Here is a 23562-nt window from a genome sequence, read left to right as displayed (position 1 = left end):
CTAAATTAGAAATATGTTTATAGATTCATTGAATTAAATATTCTTCTCTATATGCAGTACAAACGTATTTTTTGCATTATTATTTTGGAATTGGGAATGTTGACGCTACTAATGGCTAAGCCACGTTTGGATATTATTCCTCAACCACAATCAGTGCAATTGACCCATTCATTTTGTGATTTGAACAATCCATTGCTACTGAGGACTAATTTACCTGATTCATTAGTGACACGTTTCTCTAAATATCTAAACACAACTCCTCGTGTTCACTTCATTAATGAGCCGAGAAAACATGCTAACCTGTTAAAATTGTGGATTGACTCGAAAGATACCTCTTTTGTGTCTAAAGAAGCGTATCAACTTGTTATTAAGAAACATCTTATTTTAATTCGGGCATCATCTGATGTGGGAATATTTTATGGCATCCAAACACTTTTGCAACTCATTCAATTTAATGAGGAAGGATCGAGATTGCCGGCGTTAGTTATAAAAGACTGGCCACGCTTTGCTTACAGAGGTTTTCATTTGGATGTTTCCCGGAATTTTTTTTCAGTGGGTTTTATTAAAAAACAACTGGATATGATGGCTTATTATAAGCTTAATCGTTTTCATTGGCATTTGACGGATGGCCCAGGGTGGCGAATTGAAATAAAGAAATATCCTTTATTGACTGATGTTGCAGCATGGAGAAAACAAGAAAAATGGACAAATTGGTGGGCTTCTGATCGTCATTATGTAAATAAAAATGATTCATCGGCTCATGGGGGATATTATACCTTAGATCAAATCAGAGATGTGGTAGCATATGCTGCAAAACGATATATAACGATAATTCCTGAGATTGAAATGCCTGCACATTCTGAAGAAGTTCTGGCTGTTTACCCACAATTATCATGTTCCGGGAAACCATACACCAATAGCGTTTTTTGCGTGGGGAATGAAGAAACATTTCAATTTCTTGAAAATGTATTAACCGAAGTCATGAAACTGTTTCCCTCAAAATATATTCATATTGGAGGAGATGAAGCTGATAAAACTGCATGGAAGACCTGTCCGAAATGTCAGGAACGTATGAAAGAGGAGCATCTGACTAATGTAGATCAATTACAAAGTTACTTCATTAAGCGAATTGAAAACTTTTTGAATGCACATGGTAGAAAACTTTTAGGATGGGATGAAATTCTTGAAGGAGGATTAGCTCCCAATGCAGCTGTAGAATCATGGAGAGGAGAAGATGGAGGCATCGCAGCAGTAAAAAGCGGGCATAAAGTCATTATGGCACCAGGACAATATTGCTACTTTGATCATTACCAAGCAGATCCTTCAACTCAACCTGAAGCTATAGGTGGATACTTGCCCATTGAAAAAGTGTACTCTTACAATCCGGTACCATTAGTTTTTACTCCCCAGGAAGCTAAACTAGTCATGGGAGTGGAAGGCTGTTTATGGACAGAATACGTACCTACACCAGAACATGCTGAATATATGATGTATCCTCGTTTATTGGCCCTTGCTGAAGTGGCATGGACCATGCCAGGACAGAAATCATGGCAGAATTTTAAGCAGCGTGTCAATGTGCATATCCCTTATTTATTATCGAAAGGTTATCTTCCATTTACCTTGTCTAATGAAATTTCAATTAACTATACTGCCAATTATCCTAAGAAGGAATTTTTAGTGAATTTGGATTCAGAAAAATATCCTTCCACCATTCATTACACACTTAATGGAACTCAACCTACTATACATTCGTTATGTTACAAAAAACCATTTCCGGTAAAAGGATCAAAGATTGTTTCAGCACAGTTGTTTCAAAATAATGTTCCTGAAGGGAAAGTGTCGATTCAGCATTTAGATTACCATGAGGCAATTGATAAAACGATTATTTATAATGCTCCTTATAGCCAGGCTTATCCCGGATCAGGTAAAAACACTTTAATTGATGGGTTATGTGGTGGACAGGATTATGGAGATGGGCATTGGCAGGGATTTTTGAATAATAATGTGGATGTTACCATCGATTTAGGTAAAATAGAGAAATTGTCTTCTATTCATGCTAATTTTATGCAGACTATTGGCCCTGAAATTTATTTTCCCAAAGACGTTATTATTGAAGTATCAAATGATGGGAAAAATTTTTCAGAATTGACCCGCATTAAAAATACAATCTCAGATAAAGCAAATGGTTTATTGTTTAAGAATTTTGGCTGGGCAGGAGCGGCACAAGGTCGGTTTGTCCGGTATATTGCAGAGATAGATGCTTCGCATGGGGGTTGGTTGTTTACCGATGAGATTGTAGTTTGGTAAAACTTTCTGTTGATTCTTTGGATTATGCTTACATTATAATGATCATGAAAACTCGTTTTTTGCTTTTTATTTTATGTGGATTTTTCCTGAATGTATTTGCACATCAGGAATATGAACTGAACAAAGGGTGGCAATGCCGGAATATAGAAAAGGTGCATGCTAGCGGGACGCAACTCAGTAACGTATCATTTCCGTTACACCATTGGTTGCCGGCAACGGTACCCGGAACGGTACTTACCACATTACTCAACGACAAAATCTTTCCGGATCCGTTCTATGGCATGAACAACAAAAAGATTCCGGATATCTACCATGCAGGACGTGATTATTACACCTACTGGTTTGTAAATAATTTTCGAGAATCCTTTCCACAGGGGGATGAACAGGTATATCTCAACTTTCACGGTGTTAATTACGCCTGTGATATCTATTTGAACGGACATAAAGTAAATGAACAAAGACATTACGGCATGTTTTTGAGGCAATCCTACAACATCACCTCCTTATTGGCAAAAAACGGGGAAAACCGTCTGGCAGTCATCGTCTATCCGCCCGATCCGGTAGGCAATCCCAATGGCGGACAAGGGGGAGATGGCACCATTGCCAGGAATGTAGCCATTCAATACCCTGCAGGATGGGATTGGATACAGCCCATTCCCGATCGCAACACCGGAATCTGGGATAAAGTGACCCTTCTCGAAACCAAAGGTGTCTTGCTTAAAAATCCCCATATCATAACGCTGGTTCCCGGAAAGCGGTTTCCGGATGCTAGGACACAGGATCCGGCGATCATAAAAGCATCCATAGCCATAGAAAATCCGACGGATGACGAAATGAAAGGAGAAGTGCAATACACTATTAATAATCAAGTTATTAAAAAGAATGTAGATCTGCTCCCAAAGAGTACGCAGATGGTTCATTTCAGTGACTATACTTTGCAGAATCCCCGTTTATGGTGGCCCAATGGCTACGGAGATCAAGCTCTATATAACGTTCGTTTTCAATTTATTTCCGACAACCACAAGGTATTGGATGAAGCATCGCAAAACATTGGTATCCGGCAAATTGAAACATCATGGGATGAACATACAAGAAGCCGCAAGGTCTATGTGAACGGGCAAAAGATCTTTATTAAAGGAGGAGACTGGATCATATCAGATGAAATGCTCCGTTTCAGTCCCGGGCGGTACAATGCAGAAATACGGTTTCACAAAGAAATGAACCTGAACCTGATCCGCGTATGGGGGGGAGCGTTGACCGAAAGGCCGGAGTTCTATAATGCCTGTGATAAATATGGCCTATTGGTTTTTCAGGATTTTTGGTTTTCAGGAGATTGCAATGGCAGATGGAAAGACCCGATGAAAAAAAACGACCAATGGACACGCCGCAACTATCCTGATGACCACGCATTGGTGTTAGCCTCCATGAAAGATCAAATCCGGATGCTTCGCAACCACCCTTCCCTGGCTTTCTGGTGCGGCGGGAATGAGATTACCCCTCCCAATGATATTCTGAATCAACTGGAAGATTCGATATTGCCAAAACTGGACGGGACACGATACTTTTTCGAATACTCCAATACAGATAGCATGTCCTATAATTCATTAGGCGGTAACGGCGATGGCCCCTATGGCATTCAGGATCCCGATCATTTTTGGAATGACCGGACCTTCCCGTTTAATTCCGAAGTAGGCTCTGTGGGCATGGGCGATATTGAATCGTTAAAACGCTTTATCCCGGAACACGATCTTGTGATTCCAGATTCCGATCACCTTGACTCGGTATGGGAATACCATAAGTTTATCGGATACGGGAATCACATAAAACGATACGGCACCCCAAAAACACTGGCAGATTATTGCGAAATAGCACAATTAGTAAACTACGACCAATACCGGGCGTTGGCGGAAGGCTTTAGCGCTCATATGTGGGATTGGTACACAGGCTTTATCATATGGAAAACCCAAAATCCATGGACAGCATTAAGAGGACAAATGTATGATTATTACCTGGATCCCAATGCCTGCTTATATGGGTTACGATGCGGAGCCGAACCGCTGCATATAATGTGCAACCCGGTAACAGGGATGATCATGACAGTGAATAACACCTTTCAACCCTATCGGAATATCATGTTAAGAGAATTCACCATAGAACTGAATGGCAAAAAGAATCCTGACAACACACAATTCATATACATAAGCCCCTCTTCCGTACAACCCTTCTTTTCCGTTGAAGATCAGTTGGACGCCTTGCGCCGTCAAGGAGGCGGTTTCCTTCAGTTGCAATTACTGGATGCAAACCGGCATGTTTTATCCGGTAATTTATACTGGATTCCCGATACAATAGGCAATTATACCGGATTAAGCCATATGCCGGAAGCAAAGGTGCATTTGGTGACAAAAGAATTATCGGATACATCCATTCGGGTTTCATTGACGAATCCCTCCGGTAATCCGGTAGCATTTTTCATCCGGCTTTCAGTGGTTGATCCGGCAACAGGGAAAAGAATTTTACCGGTGTTCTATGACAATAACTACCTTTCTGTTTTGCCTGGAGAAACCCGGGAGGTGCATATTTCGTCAGAGAAACCCTTTGAAAAATGTGCTCTGCAGATAAGCGGGTGGAATGTAAAAGAACAAACGGTAAAACTATCGTTTTGATGATGGTTTGATAAAATAGGACTAAGTATAGCATAGATGTTTAAACAAGGAGCCTTTAATAAGCGTAATGACAGGAAACGAGCCATAAAATAACCCATGTCCAAGTAGATGATTGCTTTGACGAGTTCCATACATCCTTTAAAATAAAATTATTATCATATGAAACGAGCACGACAAATAAAGCATGACACACAAAGAAATGTTTATGTGCGAGTTCCATGTGACCTTTAAAAATCAATTATAAACATATGAAAACACGGCTGTTTATTATTTTGTTCCTATCTCAAATTTTGGGAAGCTCCATTTGGGGGCAATTCATTTCCAATTCTGAGCGTTTGCAGGATATAAGACGTATGCTGGCAGTGCAGCAAAAACTAACTGCACATAGCAGAACGGAAATATGGCATTATTTGCAAAAGCCGATGACACAGGATGCAAAACAGGCCATGCGTTTTTTGTATGCCTATATGCCCTTAAGCGATATGGCAGATTATTCACCCTCTTTTTTCTATAAAAATGTGCAACGGACATTAGAAGCCCGCGCAGAAATGCCATGGGGAAAAAAGATTCCTGAAGACGTGTTTCTTCATTTCGTGTTGCCTCTGCGGGTCAATAACGAACATTTGGATTCATTCCGGTTGAAAATGTATCCCATATTAAAAGCTCGTATCCAAGGGTTGGACATGAAAGAAGCAGCGCTGGAAATCAATCACTGGTGTCATGAAAAAGTGACCTACAGAGGGACCGATGACCGTACCAGCTCACCATTAAACACCATGAACAAATCATTTGGCCGGTGTGGAGAAGAATCCACCTTTACGGTGGCTGCTTTACGAACGGTAGGGATTCCGGCACGTCAGGTATACACGCCCCGGTGGGCACATTCGGATGATAACCATGCCTGGGTCGAAGTCTGGATAAATGGCAAATGGCATTATATGGGAGCATGTGAACCTGCTCCTGATTTAGATATGGGTTGGTTCAGCGAGCCGGTAAAACGGATCATGCTGGCAGATTCCAGAGCGTTTGGCCGTTATTATGGGCAAGATCAGGTTGTGGTTGCCAATGATCGTTTTTCAAACCTTAATTTGACATCTAATTATGCACCCGTAAGAAATGTTACCATCAAGGTAATGCATGTTGACGGGACGCCCGTTGATAGCGCAAAGGTCGAGTTTAAACTTTACAACTATGCCGAATACTATCCCATAGCCACTACATATACGGACAAATCGGGTCAGACACATTTATCTCTTGGCTTGGGGGATATATTGATATGGGCATCTAAAAACGGCATATTCGGTTATGCAAAACTGTCAGTGCCAACAACAGGTTCCCTCACGCTTGTGTTGGATAAAACCAGTCTGGATAATGTTACCGATGATTATTATATGGTTCCGCCACCTGCTCAAAAAGTGATGTCCCATGTTACGCCGCAACAGGAAAAATACAATGATCTGCGACTGGCACACGAAGATTCGATTCGGAATGCTTACATGGCAACATTTAAAGATTCACTATGGGCTGGAGCGTTAGCACAGAAGCTACATCTTTCCTCAGATACTGTCGTTGGCTTTATCCAAAAAAGCTATGGGAACTGGGCGCAGGTGGAAACTTATCTGAGCCAAGGTGCAGAAATCTCCCGCAAGTACGTGTTGGCCATGGCAGCTCAGTTATCTGACAAAGACTTCAGCGACTTACGGGCCTCTGTCCTGATAAGCCAGCTCCGTTATGCTGTCAGACCCGAAGGGAGGGAGCAGGGGATCAGTGACGGCCAGTTTATCCGTTATGTGCTCAATCCGCGAATTGCGACGGAGAACTTATCTGCATGGAGAAGTTTCCTGTCAAATCAATTCGGGTATGAAATGGTATTGAAAACCCGCGACAATATTCATGTGCTGATCAATTGGATGCAACACCAAATAACCATTAATGACGATGCTAATGTATATTCCCATTCCTATATTTCTCCCGAAGGCGTATTTTTAATGCGATTGGCTGATAAGAAGTCACGGGATTTGTTTTTTGTAGCTGCATGCCGCACTTTTGGCATACCGGCACGCCTGAATCCGGAGACACAATTTCCTGAATATATGAAACAAGGGAAATGGCTACGCGCCGTCTTTTCTGCTCATGCAATTGCAAATCCGGTATTAGGATCATTGCATTTGCTGAATGGAGACAATCCGATGGTGCCTCAATATTACTTGCATTTTACTATTGGCGAGTTACGGAATGGAACGTATCATACTCTATATTTTGATGAAGATAAGAAGGTGACCGATTTCCCGCAACAGATTCCTTTGGCGATAGGGCATTATGTTTTGGTTACGGGAAACCGGTTGCAAGACGGCTCTGTGTTAAGTTCACTAACCTATTTTCAAATTAAAAAAGGACAGGAGACGACGATTAAAGTACAGTTGCGCCAACCGAAAAATATATTGGCCGCATCCGGCAAACTTAATTTGAATGATTTGTATATAAAACCGTTAGATAGTACAACACCTGTGTCGTTGGCTTCACTTTCCGGAGGGAAAGACATGGCGTTGATATTACTTGATCCTGATAAAGAACCATCAAAACACATCCTTAATGATTTAGGCTCGTATATCAACTATTTCAATCAAGGAGATGTGAAATTTGTTTTTGCCATGTCGCAGATGAATGCACAACAATCGAATGAACTAGCAACCTATGCGTTGCCCGCAAATCGTTTGGAGGGGATTGATTTGTCAGATCATTTAGTGAAGGCTATTTCGGCTATCTACAATCAGGGAAGCCCGGCAAATCTTCCGCTTGTCCTTTTAATGGATAAGGCAGGGCAGATTTATTATTTTTCTGCCGGATACAAGATTGGTATAGGAGAGCAACTTTTACGCATTGAGGCTTCGATGAAACTTAGAAAAAAAGAAAATAAAAACGTTCAAGAATAATGTTTAAGGTCTTGTAAATCATTTCTGTAAAGTATTGCAAGCTTTGGATTGTTTTTACATCGATTTTTAACAAAACAGAATTGTAAAAGGATTGTGCTAAAAAATATCAGCTACATTTGGAAATGAGTATTACATTGCTTTATATTTGCGACTAAAGCATTAAATTCAATTCTTATGAGTAACAAAACCCCCGCTCAATTAGTTCGGCAAATCAGCCTGTCACTTTTATTATTAAGTGCCATCACACAAGCATTAACCATTTTGAGTTTTCTATTTGAAATCCATAGTCACGTCATTATGGAAGTGCATAAAGCGAACGGCTTTGTGTTGTATATTCTTGTGCTGACTCATATCTTTGTTTTCCGAAAAAACTTGAAATTCTATCTGTTCCCTAAAAAAATTGTAGGTAAAAAATCCTAATATTGCTATAGAATAATCTATGCCTGAAAAAAAGGAAGATGCTTGTTGTAACGCTTTCCCTAAAGTCATTTTCTCCGAATCACATCGATCAGGCATGATTCTTCACGTTCCCAACACAATTCTTTGGCTGCAAGCCGACTGTTTTCCCGATAACGCTGCAACCGCTCAGGATTATGTATCAAATCGTTAATTGAAGCAGCGAGCAAATGAGGATCGTGAGAATCAAACAATTCACCGACATGATAATGTTGAACGATTTTGGCGATTTCCGGTAAATTTGAAGCCAGCACGGGAATGCCAGCCTGAATGTAATCGAACAATTTATTCGGCAGGCTGTAGTAATAATTTAAATTGCTGTTTTTATCCAGACTCACACCCAAATCAGCCAGCGCAGTATACGATAAAAGTATATTTCCAGGCTGACGTGGGATGAAACGTATCTTATCATGCAGGCCAAGTTGATTTGTCATGTATTTTAATTGTGGCATTGCATCTCCTTCTCCGATGATTAACAAAAAAGCGTTTACTTCCTGCATGGCTGCAATCAGCTCTTCTCCGCCACGATCCATATTTATTGCCCCCTGAAGAATAATAAGAAATTTATCTTGGGGAAGTTCTAAATCAACTCTTGATAATGAACGTATTTTTTTTGCCATCGGGACATTGCGTACCACTACCATTTGAATCGGATATTCCCGGTTATACATATCCGCAATAGACTGGTTAACGGTAATAGTATCCCGGAGTTTGGGCAAAATCCAGCGCTCAATGGCAAGCCACACGTTTCGCGCAAGGAAATTCTTCTGCAACTCTGGGACTTCGGTAAAATATTCGTGACTGTCATAAATTAGGCGCTTACTTTTCAGCCTAGAAGCCAGATAACCCGCTAAAAGAGTATCCAGATCATTGACATAAATCAAATCAGCTTTATGAAAAAGCAGAAAAAAGAAAAAACGGATATTCAATTCCGCATAAAACAGAGCCTCTTTCTCAAAAAAAAGGCGCATGCGCCGAACCGGATAGGAACGGGAATCCATGGGGAGGCTGTTTTTGCGTAAACGTCCTACAAGCAATACATCATAGTCACATTTTTGTAAAGCAGAACAGGTCCGCTCTACGCGGTGATCGGTTGCTAAATCATTTGAAACAAGAACAATGGCCTTCATCATATCCACATACAATTTCAATGTCTATTCATAACGAATAGCAGACACTGGTGATATTTTTGTTATCAGATACGAGGGAGCCACCAGCATGAACATAGAGACCAGAAAAACAGAAATATTCAGGAGCAGGAAAGGCGCCAGTCGCAACTCTACAGGTACAGACGAAACATAGTAATTGGCGGGATCAAGAGGAATCAGACCGGTGGTATGCTGCACAATAATAAAAGTCAATGCCAATAGATTTCCCCAAAACATTCCTTTTAGAATCAGAAATCCGGAATGATAAATAAATATTTTGCGAATATCCCAGTTTGTGCAACCCAATGCTTTCAGAATGCCAATCATCTGAATTCGTTCCAAAATCAGAATCAACAAACCGGAAATTATTACAAACCCCGAAACTGCCATCATCAGAATCAATATTACCCACACATTCATGTCAAACAATCCAAGCCATGCGAATAGCTGGGGATTGAGATCTTTGATGGATTGGGAATAATATGCTACACCATTCCGGTCGACACGATTTGCCACATGAAAATAGACGGTATCGCTGATGGCATTAAGCTGGTCAAAATTGTTAATGGAAAGTTCAAGTTCGCTAATCTCGTCAGGTTGCCAGTCATTCAACGCTTGAATCATTCGAATATCGCACAGAATATAAAGATTATCGAAATCCCCAAAGTCAGTCGAATAAATACCGGCAACATAGAATTTACGTGCCTGAAGCCTATTCTGAAGAAAATAAGCGATAAAACTGCTTCCAACCTTCAACCCTAATTTATTGGCAATAACTTTGGAAATGACCACTTGATTGGATGGTAGCGAATCTTGTTCTTTAAAACGGGAACCGCTTATCATATTTTGCTGAAAGAAATGCCAATCGAAATCACTTCCGACTCCTTTAAAAATTACACCTTGAAACTGATCCGGAGTTTTAATGATCCCTGGTTTTGAAGCAACCCGTTGAACGTGACGTATGCCCGGCAAATGGGTTAAAGAAGCAATCATGGAGTCAGAAACAGCAATAGGTCGTGTTTCATACGTCGAATTGTTATCAAAACGCATAACCTGAATACTTGATCCAAACCCGACAATCTTGGTGCGTATTTCTTTTTTGAACCCCATGACAATTGCAATTGTAAGCATCATTACTAACAAGCCTACAGCAATACCAATTGTGGCAATACGTACTGCAGGACGGGAAACGCGGCGTTTACCATCGTCAGTAAAATGAATACGTTTTGCTATAAAATAAGGAAGGTTCAAAACATCAATTCATTAAGCAATATAAATGATACGAAAATCAACTTAGATCGTACGGTGAGGATATTGTTCGAGAGCAACCCTAAGTATCTGCATTGCTTTAGCCAATTCTTCAATATTTAAAACATACGCCAGACGTACTTCATTCCGGCCAACGCCTTTGTTGGTGTAAAATCCTGAAGCAGGCGCCATCATAATGGTTTGCCCTTCATATTGAAAATCAGATAACAGCCACTCGCAAAACCGGTCAGAATCATCAATAGGTAAACGTGCTACTGTATAAAATGCTCCCATTGGGATAGGAGAATAAACGCCGGGAATACGATTCAGCTCATCAATCATAAACTTCCGGCGTTCCACATATTCATTATAAACGTCCAGCATATATTCTTCCGGAGTATCCAATGAAGCTTCAGCTATCATTTGTCCGATAAGTGGCGGACTTAGACGTGCCTGGCAAAACTTGATGGCACTACGCTTAACCTCTTCATTTTTGGTTACTAACGCACCAACACGTAACCCTGTTTCACTATATCGTTTGGAAAATGAATCAATCAGAACCACGTTATGTTCGATTCCTTTTAAATGAAAAGCTGAGATATAAGGAGCGCCGGTATAACAAAATTCACGGTAAACTTCATCAGAAAAAAGGAACAGATCGTATTTCTTGATCAAATCACGAATCTTATTTAGTTCTGAATGAGTATACAGGTAACCGGTCGGATTATTCGGATTACAAATCATGATCCCTTTTGTGCGGGGAGTAATCAATTCCTCAAATTTATCAATCGAAGGCAACCGGAATCCTTCATCAATGGACGATACGACAGGCCGAACTATTGCTCCGCTCCCAATGGCAAAAGCTGTATAATTGGCATATGCGGGTTCAGGGACAATAATCTCGTCATCAGGATCAAGGCATGATAGGAAAGCTATATTTACAGCTTCAGAACCTCCTGCTGTGATGATAATATCTTCGACGGCAACATTAATATTAAACTTGGCATAATATTGCACCAGTTTTTGCCGCAAACTCAACAAGCCGTCGCTGGGAGAGTATTCAAATATTTTCAGGTTGATATTTTTCAGCGCTTCAAGAGCAATGGGCGGTGTCGCCACATCAGGTTGTCCAATATTGAGGTGATACACTTTAACACCCCTTGCCTTGGCTTTATCAGCCAGCGGAGCTAATTTTCGAATGGGAGATTGAGGCATTGCAAAACCTCTTCCTGAAATCTTTGGCATCTCTTTATTTTTTAATTGAACAACTATATTGATAAGGAAGCGCAATAGCAACTAGTGATAATCAGTCGATATTAATGCTTCATCATTCGATCCATTTGCCGCTTATCCTCTTTTTCCCTTAGCGACTGACGTTTGTCATAACTCTTTTTTCCACGGGCAATAGCTATTTCCAGTTTAGCCAAACCACGGTCATTGATAAACAGTTTGACCGGAATAATTGTAAACCCGGTTTCCTTTGTCGCACGTGTTATCTTTGCCAATTCTCTTTTGGTCAGCAAGAGCTTGCGGTCGCGACGTACGTCATGATTAGCGAAATTACCGAAAGCATATTCGGCTATGTGCATGTTTTTAATCCATAACTCTCCCTGCAACATTATGCCGTAAGCATCTGATAATCCAGCCTTCCCTTCACGGATTGATTTGATCTCAGTACCGTAGAGCTGGATGCCTGCAATATAACGTTCCAACAATTCATAGTCAAATGTGGCGCGTCTGTTTTTGATGAGAATCGACGAAGCACGGTGCATATTTAATTATGTGAGGTGCGACAAAAATAGACCATTAAAGATCAGATTAATAAACCATGGAACGCCGGCAATTAAAGCACTGAGGCCGATAACCAACATTCCACGTGCCTCCGGTTTTATATCAAACAATACATCAGCGGCAATCCAAATCAGGTAAGGGGTATACAGGAAAAAGACCCACAGAAAAAAGAAACTTGAAGAGAACGCCATCATGATATAAAGGAGATAAACGATTGAGAAAGAGTAACCGGTTACCAAAGTGAGCTGATCTTTAGACGCTGTAATTTCATATCGTTTAACTAATAAATAAGATAAAGCATAACGAACGATATAAAAAGAGCTGAATAATGTCACAAAATAGATCAAACTTCGGATGATGACAGCATGGATTGAAGTGTGGTGAAACACAAGGTTAGATACTAAAAAAATGCCAGCGGCAATTGACATTAAAGGGTAACAGAACTTGTTGATTACATTCTCTTTAACGCGTCCTTCTGACAAAAATTCACCCCATGCAATTTCAGGTTTTGTCAGCAGCAAGACCAATTTTTTATAAATCACTTTCAGCATAAGTTTTACCTGCTTTTTAATGACTGCAAAAGTAGAACTTTACCGTTGAAATCACAAATACAAATTGATGTAAAAAACGGATATCTCCCGGGTTGTGATGATGCAAAATTTGCCAAACACCATCCTTCACTTTGAAAAATAAAAACTATCTTTGTCCCACGAAAACAATTTATAGTAATCATAATATACTCAATAAAAAAGAATTGCTATGACCATGCCATTATTTTCAAAGTTGCCATACAAAGTTGCTGATATAAGCCTGGCCGATTTTGGCCGTAAAGAAATCATACTTGCCGAAAAAGAGATGCCGGGATTGATGGCACTAAGACATAAATATGGATTGCAAAAACCTCTCAAAGATGCACGTATCACAGGATCGTTGCATATGACCATACAAACAGCCGTTTTAATTGAAACTTTGGTTGAACTGGGCGCAGAAGTTCGTTGGGCAAGCTGTAATATTTATTCGACACAAGACCACGCAGCGGCAGCAATTGCAGCAGCCGGAATTCCCGTTTTTGCCTGGAAAGGAGAAACATTGGAAGAATATTGGTGGTGTACCTTGCAAGCTTTGACCTTTGAAGGAAACAAAGGACCAAACCTGATCGTTGATGATGGCGGTGATGCCACATTAATGATACATAAAGGGTTGGATAGTGAAAAAAACAGCTCAGTTCTCGATTATCACGCTCATGGCGAAGATGAAGTGCAACTTTTATCCATTCTTAAAAATATATTGAACGAAAACAATACATTCTGGACACGTATGGTCCCCGATATCAAAGGTGTTTCAGAAGAAACCACAACCGGTGTACATCGTCTCTACCAAATGCTCGAAGAAGGAAAACTATTATTTCCGGCGTTCAATGTAAATGATTCTGTCACCAAATCGAAATTTGACAATCTCTATGGTTGCCGCGAATCATTGGCAGACGGCATCAAACGTGCAACTGATATCATGTTGGCAGGAAAAGTAGTGGTAGTTTGCGGATATGGTGATGTCGGTAAAGGATCAGCTCATTCGATGCGTTCATATGGAGCACGCGTCATTGTTACGGAAATTGATCCGATTTGTGCGCTTCAGGCTGCCATGGAAGGTTTTCAGGTGGCTACGGTGGAAGACGCATTACCGGAAGGTGATATTTATGTTACAACAACGGGGAACAAGGATATTATCCGTATGGAGCATATGGAAAAAATGAAAAGTGGTGCTATTGTTTGCAACATAGGGCACTTTGACAATGAGATACAGGTTGACAGATTAAAATCTTATCCGGGCATTGTAAAAGAAAATATTAAACCACAGGTGGATAAATATATATTTCCTGACGGGCATTTTATTCTTTTGCTGGCTGACGGACGTTTAGTCAATCTGGGTTGTGCGACAGGACACCCATCATTTGTCATGAGTAATTCATTTTCCAATCAAACGCTGGCACAGATTGAGTTGTTCACGCATGACTATGATGTCAATGTTTACCTTTTGCCGAAAAAACTTGACGAAGAAGTAGCACGCTTACACCTTGAAAAACTTGGGGTAAGACTAACCGAACTAACTCCGGAACAAGCAGCATACATCGGAGTTCCCCAAGAAGGTCCATATAAACCGGAACATTATAAATATTAATCCGGACCATTTATTTAGAGAATAATCGTCGAAACAAAATTATTGCTGTTGAAGTATATCTATGTTTAGTCAACTTTGCTCCGAAATTTTTGAAGCTTCTACGTCTAAATATCATGACACAGATGATGTGGATGCCGTAATGCCTTCGGTCTATCCTGATCAGACCATTGAGTATTATCTGTTTCGTAAAAACTGGATTGATGCTGTGCAATGGCATCTTGAAGATATCATTCGTAATCCTGAAATTGATCCGGTGGAAGCATTGGCAATTAAACGCCGTATTGATAAATCTAATCAGGACAGAACTGATCTCGTAGAAATGATTGATTCTTATTTCTGGCAGAAATATATCAATGTTACGAGAGCTACAGATGCGACTATTAATACCGAAAGTCCTGCTTGGGCAATCGACCGTCTGTCGATTCTGATTCTGAAAATTTATCACATGAAACAGGAAACGGAACGCCCCGAAGCTACTCCGGAACACCGTCAGGCATGTGTCAATAAGTTAAATATATTACTGGAGCAAAAAGCGGATTTATCCACAGCTATTGATCAGTTGCTGTCTGATATTGAGCAAGGTAGTAAGTGGATGAAAGTGTACAAACAAATGAAGATGTATAACGATCCGGCACTCAATCCTGTATTATATCGTAGCAATAAATAAACGCAAATTAAAAGCCATTTGAAAGAACTCTACACAACAAATTAACGGTCTACTTTCAAGTTCGTTTGTCATTATAAAAAGTTCATGTAGTGCAAATAGCAGTGACACGATTTTCGGCTTTAGGAGATGTGGCAATCTCTATTCCCGTGGTGCGTCAGATGGCAATACAACATCCTGAACATCATTTTTATATGATTTCCATGCCAATGGTTGTCCCTTTGTTTCGCGAAATACCCAACCTGACATTTATTGCTTTCGACAAAAAAGGTCAACATAAAGGTTGGTTAGGAGCCTTCAGATTATTTCGGGAATTGCAACGCCTGCATATTGATGCTTTGGTTGATTTACATGATGTACTGCGTACCAAAGAGCTTCGTTTGTTTTTCCGGATAACTGGGAAAAAGGTTGTGTCGATTCATAAAGGACGTCATGAAAAACGACTGCTGACAAAAAACGGATTTCAACATTCAGCCCCTTTGACACCGACAATTGAAAGATATCAGATGGTATTTGAAAAATTGGGATTACAAAAAGTAAATCTGGATAAATATGCGTTCAGTATATCTTCAAAACCGATAGACCGGGAATTAAATGCTCTGTTTGGAGCAAAACATGGAGATTGGATAGGTATTGCACCGTTTGCCCAACACAAAGGAAAACAATTGCCCCTTAAGACAATAGAAGAAATCATAGCACATTTTAGTGAGCAGGAAAATACAACAGTATTTCTGTTTGGAGCAGGAAAAACGGAAGGATCGAAAATGCAGGAATGGACAAATCAATATATAAATGTGATTTCTGTTGCCAATCGTTTTGAAATAGATGAAGAAGTGATGTTGATGAAACGGTTGGATATGATGCTGACCATGGACTCAGCCAATATGCATCTGGCTTCTTTAGCTGCGGTGCCGGTGCTTTCCGTTTGGGGGGCAACACATCCTTATGCTGGGTTTTATGGATTTCATCAATTGGAAGATACCTCCATTCAGCTTGATTTGGCCTGTCGGCCATGTTCTGTTTTTGGAAATAAACCATGTCGGTTTGGTACGTACGAATGTTTGGAAAGGATTGATTCAGGATATATTATTCAAAAAATGAATCGAATGCTACAAACAAAGAAAGAATCTTCTTTAACATAGTGATGTAAGATTGAATATTAAACAATAATTATGGGGAAAATCATTGCATTAGCAAATCAAAAGGGTGGTGTAGGTAAAACAACTACCGCTATTAATTTGGCAGCATCTTTAGCAACACTGAATAAAAAAGTGTTATTGGTGGATGCCGATCCTCAGGCCAACGCTTCTTCTGGATTGGGCATTGATGTGCGTTCCGTGAAAAATAGCATATATGAATGCCTTGTGGAAGAAATTAGTCCCAACGAAGCCATTCTTGAAACCGATATTCCAAACTTATCTATCATCCCTTCACATATTGATTTGGTGGGGGCTGAGATAGAAATGCTCGAAATAGACGAACGGGAAAAAATTATGCGTCGTCAACTTCAACCACTGAAAGATAACTACGATTATGTATTAATCGATTGTCTTCCATCATTAGGCCTTATTACTGTGAATGCTTTAACAGCTTCTGATTCGGTTATTATTCCTGTTCAATGCGAATATTTTGCGTTGGAAGGAATCAGTAAATTATTGAATACCATAAAAATAATTAAGACCAGACTTAATCCTGAACTGGCTATCGAAGGATTGCTTCTCACCATGTACGACAATCGGTTGCGTTTGGCAAATCAGGTATATCAGGAGGTACAAAAACATTTCGGTAGCTTGGTATTCTCAACGGTAATTCAGCGTAATGTAAAATTAAGCGAAGCGCCAAGCCATGGGAAACCGGCCATTCTTTACGATAAAGAGTCGAAGGGAACACAAAATTATATGGATTTAGCGAAGGAATTGATTAGCAAAAACCCAATACCATCAACAGAAAGTAAAAAATAAAAAATACTATGGTACAAAAACATGCTTTGGGTCGTGGATTAAGCGCACTCATTGATGCAGAGCCGATTTCCACAAGCGGCTCTTCGTCAATTAATGAAATCGAGATTCACAAAATTCATCCGAATCCGCACCAACCCCGTACGCATTTTGATGAAGAAGCCTTAGCCGAATTGGCAGCTTCCATTAAAGAGATTGGTATTATTCAGCCGATTACCCTACGTAAAATTGACGAGGATAACTACGAAATTATTGCAGGAGAACGACGCTACCGGGCTTCAAAACGGGTAGGATTAACAACAATTCCTGCATATATCAAAACGGCTGATGACGATCTGGTTGTGGAAATGGCTCTGATCGAGAATCTTCAGCGCGAAGATTTAAACGCTATCGAAATTGCGCTCACGTTCCAACGATTGCAGGAAGAATATAAAATGACACAGGAGCGCCTCAGCGAAAGGGTTGGCAAAAAGCGTGCAACTGTAGCCAATTACCTGCGGCTTTTAAGATTACCGGCCGAAATTCAAATGGCTATCAAGGATAAGCAAATTGATATGGGACATGCGCGTGCTATTATCACGATAGATGATCCTGCAAGACAGTTAGGTATTTATGAGCAAATTATTAAAAACCATTTGTCTGTTCGGAAAGTTGAGGAACTGGTACGTAATATTGACGAAGTACGCGATAATGAGACAAAAAATCAACATCCGATTCCAAAAGAGCATGTCCAGATTGAGAAACAATTGAAAGAACACTTCGGCGTTCCCGTGAAATTCATTTGCAACGATAAAGGGAAGGGGAAAATTACCCTTTCATTCCGCTCGGATGAAGAACTGGAAAAATTGATGGAGTTATTCGACAAACTACACTAACGAAGACAATTGAAACGATTTATTCTCATATTATCAGGGTGCTTCTTAGTGATTGGATGGCATGTTAACGCTCAGTTCACACCAGTCAAAGCGGCAAGGGATACCATTGTGTTGCCATTGGCAAATGGTTCGGCGGCAAATCACAAAATGCTGACTGATACAATAAAAAAACCGGTATTCACACCTAATCCGTCTCGTGCTTTATGGTTAGGTGCCATATGTCCCGGGTTGGGTCAAATTTACAACCACAAGTATTGGAAACTGCCAATTATTTATGGTGGCTTTGTCGGACTGGCATATGCAATTTCATGGAATAACAGAATGTATAATACCTATAAACAGGCGTATCTCGATTTGATGGACAATAACCCAAATACCAACAGTTATTTAAATGTTTTTCCTAAAGGAACGATTACCAATCCTGCCCAGATTGATAAAGCTTGGCTTCAGACTGCTCTGCAACAGGAAGTTAATGTTTTTCGCCGATACCGTGATTTAAGTATTATTGCAGCTATAGGTTTGTATGGAATTTCTTTAATTGATGCTTATGTTGACGCCCAAATGTCTCAATTTGACATTTCCCCCAATCTATCGCTGAGAGTGGGGCCATCTATTATCCAAGAACAACAATTAGGAGCTTCTACTTCGTACGGTGTGAAGCTGCACATTACATTTTAATTTTTATGCGTAGATTCCTGCCTTTGATGATTTTTGTATTGATGATTGTACCAGGAAACAATCTTCGTGCGCAACTTCCCAATGATGTTAAACCAATTGCTGATACCTCTCAAAATACGGATCCGGCGTCTCCTATGGTACCATTAGTAATTCCGGAAGGCATGGATATGAGTTTTGATGGCCTCTTAAATCAATGGTATGCGAAAAAAAACATACCGTCTATAGCGCCATCTGATACGATTAATCCATATGTTTCGGACAGCACTATTATTTCCAGGCTCTCCCGTTTGCCTGATATTATCGAAATGCCCTTCAATGAATATGTTCGCACCTGTATCAATTTTTATACCAACAAAAGACGCAAGCAGGTTTCCTATATGTTGGCATTAGCAAAATATTATATGCCGCTGTTTGAGCAAGTAATATTGGCTAATAAACTTCCTGATGAGCTTAAATACCTTCCGATTATTGAATCAGCATTAAACCCTACCGCTTATTCGCGTGCCGGAGCAGCAGGATTATGGCAATTAGTTGTTTCTACTGCAAGAATTTATGGATTACAGGTCAATAGTTTGATCGATGAGCGGATGGATCCTGTGAAATCAACGAAAGCTGCAGTACATTATCTGAAAGATCTATATCATATCTATGGTGATTGGGATCTTGTTATTGCCGCATATAATTGCGGACCGGGGACAATCAATAAAGCTATCCGGCGATCAGGGGGTAAACATGATTACTGGCAAATTTATCCATACCTGCCAATGGAAACCCGCAGTTATGTCCCGATTTTCATTGCTGCCAACTACGTAATGAACTATTACAAAGATTGCAATTTATCCATAGCCCCGATTTATATGCCATTGTCAGATACAGTTATGGTGCATGATAAGATTCATTTTATACAACTTTCAGATTTGTTGCATATCCCGATTGAAGAACTTCGCACCCTCAATCCTGAATATCGACAAGATATCGTTCCGGGAAATATTGAACCTTGTCCTTTACGTCTGCCACTGGAAGCTACAAGTATTTTTTTGGCGAATGAGAGTAAAATTGCGGCATATAAAGCGGATGAACTTTTTCCGAACCGTTTGGTAGTCGAGCCTGTTAAAGCCAAAAGTGCTTATAGACATCGACGGATTCATCGTGTTCGAAATGGAGAATCACTGTGGGAAATTGCCAGAAGATATCACGTGACTACACGTGAATTAAAACGATGGAATCATCTGCGAACTAAGACATTAAGAAAAGGTACCCGGTTGGTGATTTACTAAGTGGAAATTCGGAAATACAAAATGGCTTTTTGTAAAGAAAGCGAATATTATTTTTGAAGGTTACTATATTATTTATTCAATGATGGAACGTCTTTATTATTCAATCACAGAAGTTGCTGAAGAGTTGAACGTAAATCCTTCTTTGTTACGTTTCTGGGAAAAAGAATTTCCACAACTCAAGCCAAGGAAAAATGCCAAAGGGAGTCGTTTTTATACCACAGAAGATATTAAACTCATTAAAGAAATTCAATATCTGGTAAGAGAACAGCATCTCACTCTGGAAGGTGCACGTCAACGACTAAAATCTTCGAAAGACGAAATATCAAAGAAACAAGAGATTGTAGAACGTCTCACAAACATTAGAAAAGAGCTTCTCAGCATTAGAAAAGCATTAGTGGCAAGTGCGAAGAACAACGAATAACGATAAGATCAATTTAAAACTAGAAAGATTAAATTTCAAAATTATTATTGCTAATTTTGGCATCTAAAGATTCCCGGTCTTCAGATGCCATTATTTTTTTAATCAACATAACATGAATAAATTTATATACACTCTTTCAGTCATGCTTGCTTTTTCTGTAAGCATTGGCATTGCCCAACAATTATCACTGGTACCGACAGATCCTCAGGTTCGTATTGGTAAACTTGATAACGGGCTTACTTATTACATTCGGCACAATAATCTTCCTAAAAACCGGGCAGATTTTTACATTGTACAAAAAGTGGGAGCTATCCTTGAAAATGACAATCAAAATGGTCTTGCTCATTTTCTGGAACATATGTCTTTTGATGGAACAGAGAATTTTCCGGGGAAAGGGATCATTAATTTTTTTGAACAACATGGAGTTCGTTTTGGAGAAAATGTGAATGCATATACATCGTTGGATGAAACTGTGTATAATCTTACCAATGTGCCAACGCTTCATCAGGGAACCATTGACAGTTCATTATTGGTTTTGCATGACTGGTCTCATTTTGTATTGCTGAAGGGAAATGCTATTGATAATGAACGTCGTGTGATTATGGAAGAGTGGAGAACCCGAGCCAGTGCCAGCCGTAGAATGTGGAAAGAGATTAACAGCATTATTTATGCCGGATCTCAATATGCAAAACGGGATGTTATTGGTGATACAGCTGTTATTCTGCATTGTCCTTATCAGGCACTTCGTGATTACTATAAAAAATGGTATAGACCGGATCTTCAGGGTATTATTGTCGTTGGAGATATTGATGTGGATAAAACGGAAGCTGAAATTAAGCAATTGTTTGGTTCTATACCCAATCCGGCTAATCAAGCCAAAAGAATTGTTTATGCCATTCCCGATAATGAGAAACCTATCGTGGCTATTGTAACCGATCCCGAAGCAACAAGTTCTGCCATCATCATTCGGTACAAACATGATCCAATGCCTGATTCATTGAAAAAAACAATCTTAGGGTATGTTGCCCAAGTAAGAAACTCACTGATTTCTATTATGATCAATAACCGTTTTCAGGATCTGGCGCAGCAGCCCAACGCTCCGTTTACTTTTGCATTAAACGAATACGGAGATATTACCAAATCGAAAGATGCATTCATGTTTTACATGATTCCCCGCGAAGGACAATATAAAGAGGCATTTCGGGTGTTAATGAACGAAATTGAGAAAATCAAAAGGTATGGCTTTACCGCTTCCGAATATGAACGCGCTAAGGCTGAAATGCTGACTCAATTGCAGAATCAATACAATAACAGAGACAAACAGGAAACTCAAACCTATGTCAATGAATATATTGCAAATTTTTTGAATTTTGACCCAATTCCAGGTATTGCATGGGAATATAAAATGACACAGGCCCTGTTACCCAAGTTGCCTTTAGAAATCCTCAGTCAACAGGCTGAAAAGTATATTACAAATAGTAATATCTTAGTCTCTATCCAGGCTCCTGAAAATGAAAAATCTAAGCTTCCTACTACCGGACAGGTGCTGGATATGATGAATGCAGTTAAGACAGCAAAACTGGAGCCGTATAAAGATTCAACGATTCATAAGCCATTGCTTTCCACGATTCCTAAACCGGGGAGTATTGTAAAAACCATCGAAAACAAAGAGATGGGGACTACCGAATGGATTCTATCCAATGGCATAAAAGTGATGCTTAAACCTACAAATTTCAAGACAGATGAGATTCGTCTCGGAGCTGTTGCTTATGGTGGGTTATCACTTGTCCCCACTGATCAGCTTCCCTCAGCTTCAGTAACATGTGATGTTATTAACAGTACAGGATTAGGAGATTTCTCTCCGATTGATTTGAATAAACTTCTGGCAGGAAAAATTGCCAATGTATCACCGGCTATGAACGACTATGAAGAAAGTTTTTCAGGATATTCTTCTGTGAAAGATTTTTCCACCATGATGCAAATGCTTTATCTATACTTTGTGGCGCCAAGGAAAGATTTCAATGCCTACAAGGTGTTTATGAACAACATGCGTACAAATCTGGCTAATGCAGCCAACAACCCAAATCAGGCATTTAATGATTCCGTGGTGACAATGCTTTATAATCATTCTCCGCGAAAATTTGTTTTCCATCTTTCAACACTTGATAAAATAAGTCTGGAGCAGATTATGAATATTTACAGGGAACGATTTGCCAATCCGGCAAATTTCACTTTTTTCCTGGTTGGAAATATCAATCCAGACACTATTAAAACAACAGTTCTAACCTATTTGGGCGGACTGACCACATCTAAAAAAACAGAAACCTGGAAGGATCAGAATATCCGGTTCCCCAATGGAAAAATTGAATCTGTATTCAAACGCGAAATGGAAACACCTAAGACTTCTAATTTCATTTTCTATCACGATAAGGCAAAATATACGCTTCCTGATATTTTAGCAGCCAAAATATTGGGTAATATTCTGACCATCCGCTACACACAAAGCATCCGTGAAAAAAATGGAGGAGCCTATTCGGTAGGTGTATTGGGAACGGTATCCCGGTTACCTTTCCCACAGACATTGCTTTATATGCAATTTGACACGGATCCGAAACTCGATGCTAAGATGCTGGGAATTATTCATCAGGAATTACAAAAGATTGCCGACAATGGTCCCGCTGCTGAAGATCTGACCAAAGTGAAAGATAACCTGCTAAAAAAACATGCTGAAGAATTGGAAGATAATAACTGGTGGATCTCTACGTTGAATTCATATTACATTCCCCATATCAATTATGTAAACAATTACAACACAATTGTTGACAACATTACAGGAAAAACAATCCAGGATTTAGCAAAACAACTCATTACAAAAATGAACCGACTCGAAGTAGTGATGCAACCAAAATAAATACATTGAGGGAAAATTGAGAAGACATCATAAGATTTTTTTTCGATGACTTTT

At 39.8% G+C, this 23562-nt stretch carries 18 protein-coding genes; 13 read left to right on the top strand and 5 right to left on the bottom strand.

What is annotated here, in order from left to right:
* Positions 1 to 96 precede the first annotated feature (96 nt).
* The 4 genes from FHX64_RS04595 (at position 97) to FHX64_RS04580 (ending at position 8323) form a co-directional block, all read left to right on the top strand.
* Positions 97 to 2307: a glycoside hydrolase family 20 protein gene (locus FHX64_RS04595; RefSeq protein ID WP_246392400.1), complete on the top strand. Its 2211-nt coding sequence runs from the start codon at positions 97 to 99 to the stop codon at positions 2305 to 2307.
* A gap of 44 nt (positions 2308 to 2351) precedes the next feature.
* On the top strand, positions 2352 to 4970 hold the full coding sequence (locus tag FHX64_RS04590; protein WP_183412630.1) for a glycoside hydrolase family 2 protein: 2619 nt from the start codon (positions 2352 to 2354) through the stop codon (positions 4968 to 4970).
* Between the two features lie 248 nt (positions 4971 to 5218).
* Entirely contained in the window at positions 5219 to 7903 is a 2685-nt protein-coding gene (locus tag FHX64_RS04585) for a transglutaminase-like domain-containing protein (RefSeq protein ID WP_183412629.1), read from the top strand.
* Positions 7904 to 8077: 174 nt separating this feature from the next.
* Complete coding sequence (locus FHX64_RS04580; protein WP_183412628.1) at positions 8078 to 8323, top strand: hypothetical protein; 246 nt, start codon at positions 8078 to 8080, stop codon at positions 8321 to 8323.
* A 65-nt stretch (positions 8324 to 8388) separates the two neighbouring features.
* On the opposite strand, the gene FHX64_RS04575 is transcribed toward FHX64_RS04580, so the two are convergent.
* The 5 genes from FHX64_RS04575 to FHX64_RS04555 form a co-directional block, all read right to left on the bottom strand.
* Positions 8389 to 9492: a glycosyltransferase gene (locus tag FHX64_RS04575; RefSeq protein ID WP_183412627.1), complete on the bottom strand. Its 1104-nt coding sequence runs from the start codon at positions 9490 to 9492 to the stop codon at positions 8389 to 8391.
* Between the two features lie 21 nt (positions 9493 to 9513).
* The gene (locus tag FHX64_RS04570; RefSeq protein WP_183412626.1) at positions 9514 to 10758 is read right to left on the bottom strand and encodes an ABC transporter permease; all 1245 of its coding nucleotides are present in this window, start codon (positions 10756 to 10758) and stop codon (positions 9514 to 9516) included.
* Between the two features lie 42 nt (positions 10759 to 10800).
* Positions 10801 to 12000 carry a pyridoxal phosphate-dependent aminotransferase gene (locus FHX64_RS04565; protein WP_183412625.1) on the bottom strand — a complete coding sequence of 400 codons (1200 nt, stop codon included), beginning with the start codon at positions 11998 to 12000 and terminating at the stop codon, positions 10801 to 10803.
* A gap of 71 nt (positions 12001 to 12071) precedes the next feature.
* A complete protein-coding gene (gene smpB, locus FHX64_RS04560; protein WP_183412624.1) occupies positions 12072 to 12527 on the bottom strand; it encodes an SsrA-binding protein SmpB in 456 nt (151 codons plus the stop codon).
* Between the two features lie 6 nt (positions 12528 to 12533).
* The gene (locus tag FHX64_RS04555; protein WP_183412623.1) at positions 12534 to 13097 is read right to left on the bottom strand and encodes a hypothetical protein; all 564 of its coding nucleotides are present in this window, start codon (positions 13095 to 13097) and stop codon (positions 12534 to 12536) included.
* 208 nt (positions 13098 to 13305) lie between these two features.
* Between FHX64_RS04555 and ahcY the strand changes: the two genes are divergently transcribed.
* From ahcY to FHX64_RS04510, 9 genes are all read left to right on the top strand, one after another.
* Positions 13306 to 14724, top strand: coding sequence for an adenosylhomocysteinase (ahcY, locus tag FHX64_RS04550; RefSeq protein ID WP_183412622.1), 1419 nt, complete (start codon positions 13306 to 13308; stop codon positions 14722 to 14724).
* 61 nt (positions 14725 to 14785) lie between these two features.
* A complete protein-coding gene (locus FHX64_RS04545; protein WP_183412621.1) occupies positions 14786 to 15391 on the top strand; it encodes a DUF4254 domain-containing protein in 606 nt (201 codons plus the stop codon).
* Between the two features lie 101 nt (positions 15392 to 15492).
* Complete coding sequence (locus FHX64_RS04540) at positions 15493 to 16530, top strand: glycosyltransferase family 9 protein (RefSeq protein ID WP_183412620.1); 1038 nt, start codon at positions 15493 to 15495, stop codon at positions 16528 to 16530.
* Positions 16531 to 16560: 30 nt separating this feature from the next.
* On the top strand, positions 16561 to 17349 hold the full coding sequence (locus FHX64_RS04535; protein ID WP_183412619.1) for a ParA family protein: 789 nt from the start codon (positions 16561 to 16563) through the stop codon (positions 17347 to 17349).
* Between the two features lie 8 nt (positions 17350 to 17357).
* Positions 17358 to 18221: a ParB/RepB/Spo0J family partition protein gene (locus FHX64_RS04530; protein ID WP_183412618.1), complete on the top strand. Its 864-nt coding sequence runs from the start codon at positions 17358 to 17360 to the stop codon at positions 18219 to 18221.
* A gap of 9 nt (positions 18222 to 18230) precedes the next feature.
* Positions 18231 to 18899, top strand: coding sequence for a DUF5683 domain-containing protein (locus FHX64_RS04525; RefSeq protein WP_183412617.1), 669 nt, complete (start codon positions 18231 to 18233; stop codon positions 18897 to 18899).
* Between the two features lie 5 nt (positions 18900 to 18904).
* Positions 18905 to 20176 (top strand): lytic transglycosylase domain-containing protein, encoded by a 1272-nt coding sequence (locus FHX64_RS04520; protein WP_183412616.1) that lies wholly within the window; start codon positions 18905 to 18907, stop codon positions 20174 to 20176.
* 79 nt (positions 20177 to 20255) lie between these two features.
* On the top strand, positions 20256 to 20597 hold the full coding sequence (locus FHX64_RS04515; protein ID WP_343053488.1) for a MerR family transcriptional regulator: 342 nt from the start codon (positions 20256 to 20258) through the stop codon (positions 20595 to 20597).
* Between the two features lie 112 nt (positions 20598 to 20709).
* Positions 20710 to 23508: a M16 family metallopeptidase gene (locus tag FHX64_RS04510; protein ID WP_183412615.1), complete on the top strand. Its 2799-nt coding sequence runs from the start codon at positions 20710 to 20712 to the stop codon at positions 23506 to 23508.
* The last annotated feature ends 54 nt before the right edge of the window (positions 23509 to 23562 follow it).

Origin of the sequence: Microbacter margulisiae, assembly GCF_014192515.1 — a bacterium.
GTDB lineage: Bacteria > Bacteroidota > Bacteroidia > Bacteroidales > Paludibacteraceae > Microbacter > Microbacter margulisiae.
Note: the sequence above shows the minus strand (reverse complement) of the source record. Positions and strands in the feature narration are given on the sequence as shown.

What these genes read in the sequence shown, in the direction of transcription:
- FHX64_RS04515 (WP_343053488.1), top strand. Translation starts at nt 20,256, where the DNA reads ATGATGGAACGTCTTTATTATTCAATCACAGAAGTTGCTGAAGAGTTG.
- FHX64_RS04530 (WP_183412618.1), top strand. Translation starts at nt 17,358, where the DNA reads ATGGTACAAAAACATGCTTTGGGTCGTGGATTAAGCGCACTCATTGAT.
- FHX64_RS04580 (WP_183412628.1), top strand. Translation starts at nt 8,078, where the DNA reads ATGAGTAACAAAACCCCCGCTCAATTAGTTCGGCAAATCAGCCTGTCA.
- FHX64_RS04510 (WP_183412615.1), top strand. Translation starts at nt 20,710, where the DNA reads ATGAATAAATTTATATACACTCTTTCAGTCATGCTTGCTTTTTCTGTA.
- smpB (WP_183412624.1), bottom strand. Translation starts at nt 12,527, where the DNA reads ATGCACCGTGCTTCGTCGATTCTCATCAAAAACAGACGCGCCACATTT.
- FHX64_RS04585 (WP_183412629.1), top strand. Translation starts at nt 5,219, where the DNA reads ATGAAAACACGGCTGTTTATTATTTTGTTCCTATCTCAAATTTTGGGA.
- FHX64_RS04590 (WP_183412630.1), top strand. Translation starts at nt 2,352, where the DNA reads ATGAAAACTCGTTTTTTGCTTTTTATTTTATGTGGATTTTTCCTGAAT.
- FHX64_RS04535 (WP_183412619.1), top strand. Translation starts at nt 16,561, where the DNA reads ATGGGGAAAATCATTGCATTAGCAAATCAAAAGGGTGGTGTAGGTAAA.
- FHX64_RS04555 (WP_183412623.1), bottom strand. Translation starts at nt 13,097, where the DNA reads ATGCTGAAAGTGATTTATAAAAAATTGGTCTTGCTGCTGACAAAACCT.
- FHX64_RS04565 (WP_183412625.1), bottom strand. Translation starts at nt 12,000, where the DNA reads ATGCCAAAGATTTCAGGAAGAGGTTTTGCAATGCCTCAATCTCCCATT.
- FHX64_RS04520 (WP_183412616.1), top strand. Translation starts at nt 18,905, where the DNA reads ATGCGTAGATTCCTGCCTTTGATGATTTTTGTATTGATGATTGTACCA.
- FHX64_RS04595 (WP_246392400.1), top strand. Translation starts at nt 97, where the DNA reads ATGTTGACGCTACTAATGGCTAAGCCACGTTTGGATATTATTCCTCAA.
- FHX64_RS04575 (WP_183412627.1), bottom strand. Translation starts at nt 9,492, where the DNA reads ATGATGAAGGCCATTGTTCTTGTTTCAAATGATTTAGCAACCGATCAC.
- FHX64_RS04545 (WP_183412621.1), top strand. Translation starts at nt 14,786, where the DNA reads ATGTTTAGTCAACTTTGCTCCGAAATTTTTGAAGCTTCTACGTCTAAA.
- ahcY (WP_183412622.1), top strand. Translation starts at nt 13,306, where the DNA reads ATGACCATGCCATTATTTTCAAAGTTGCCATACAAAGTTGCTGATATA.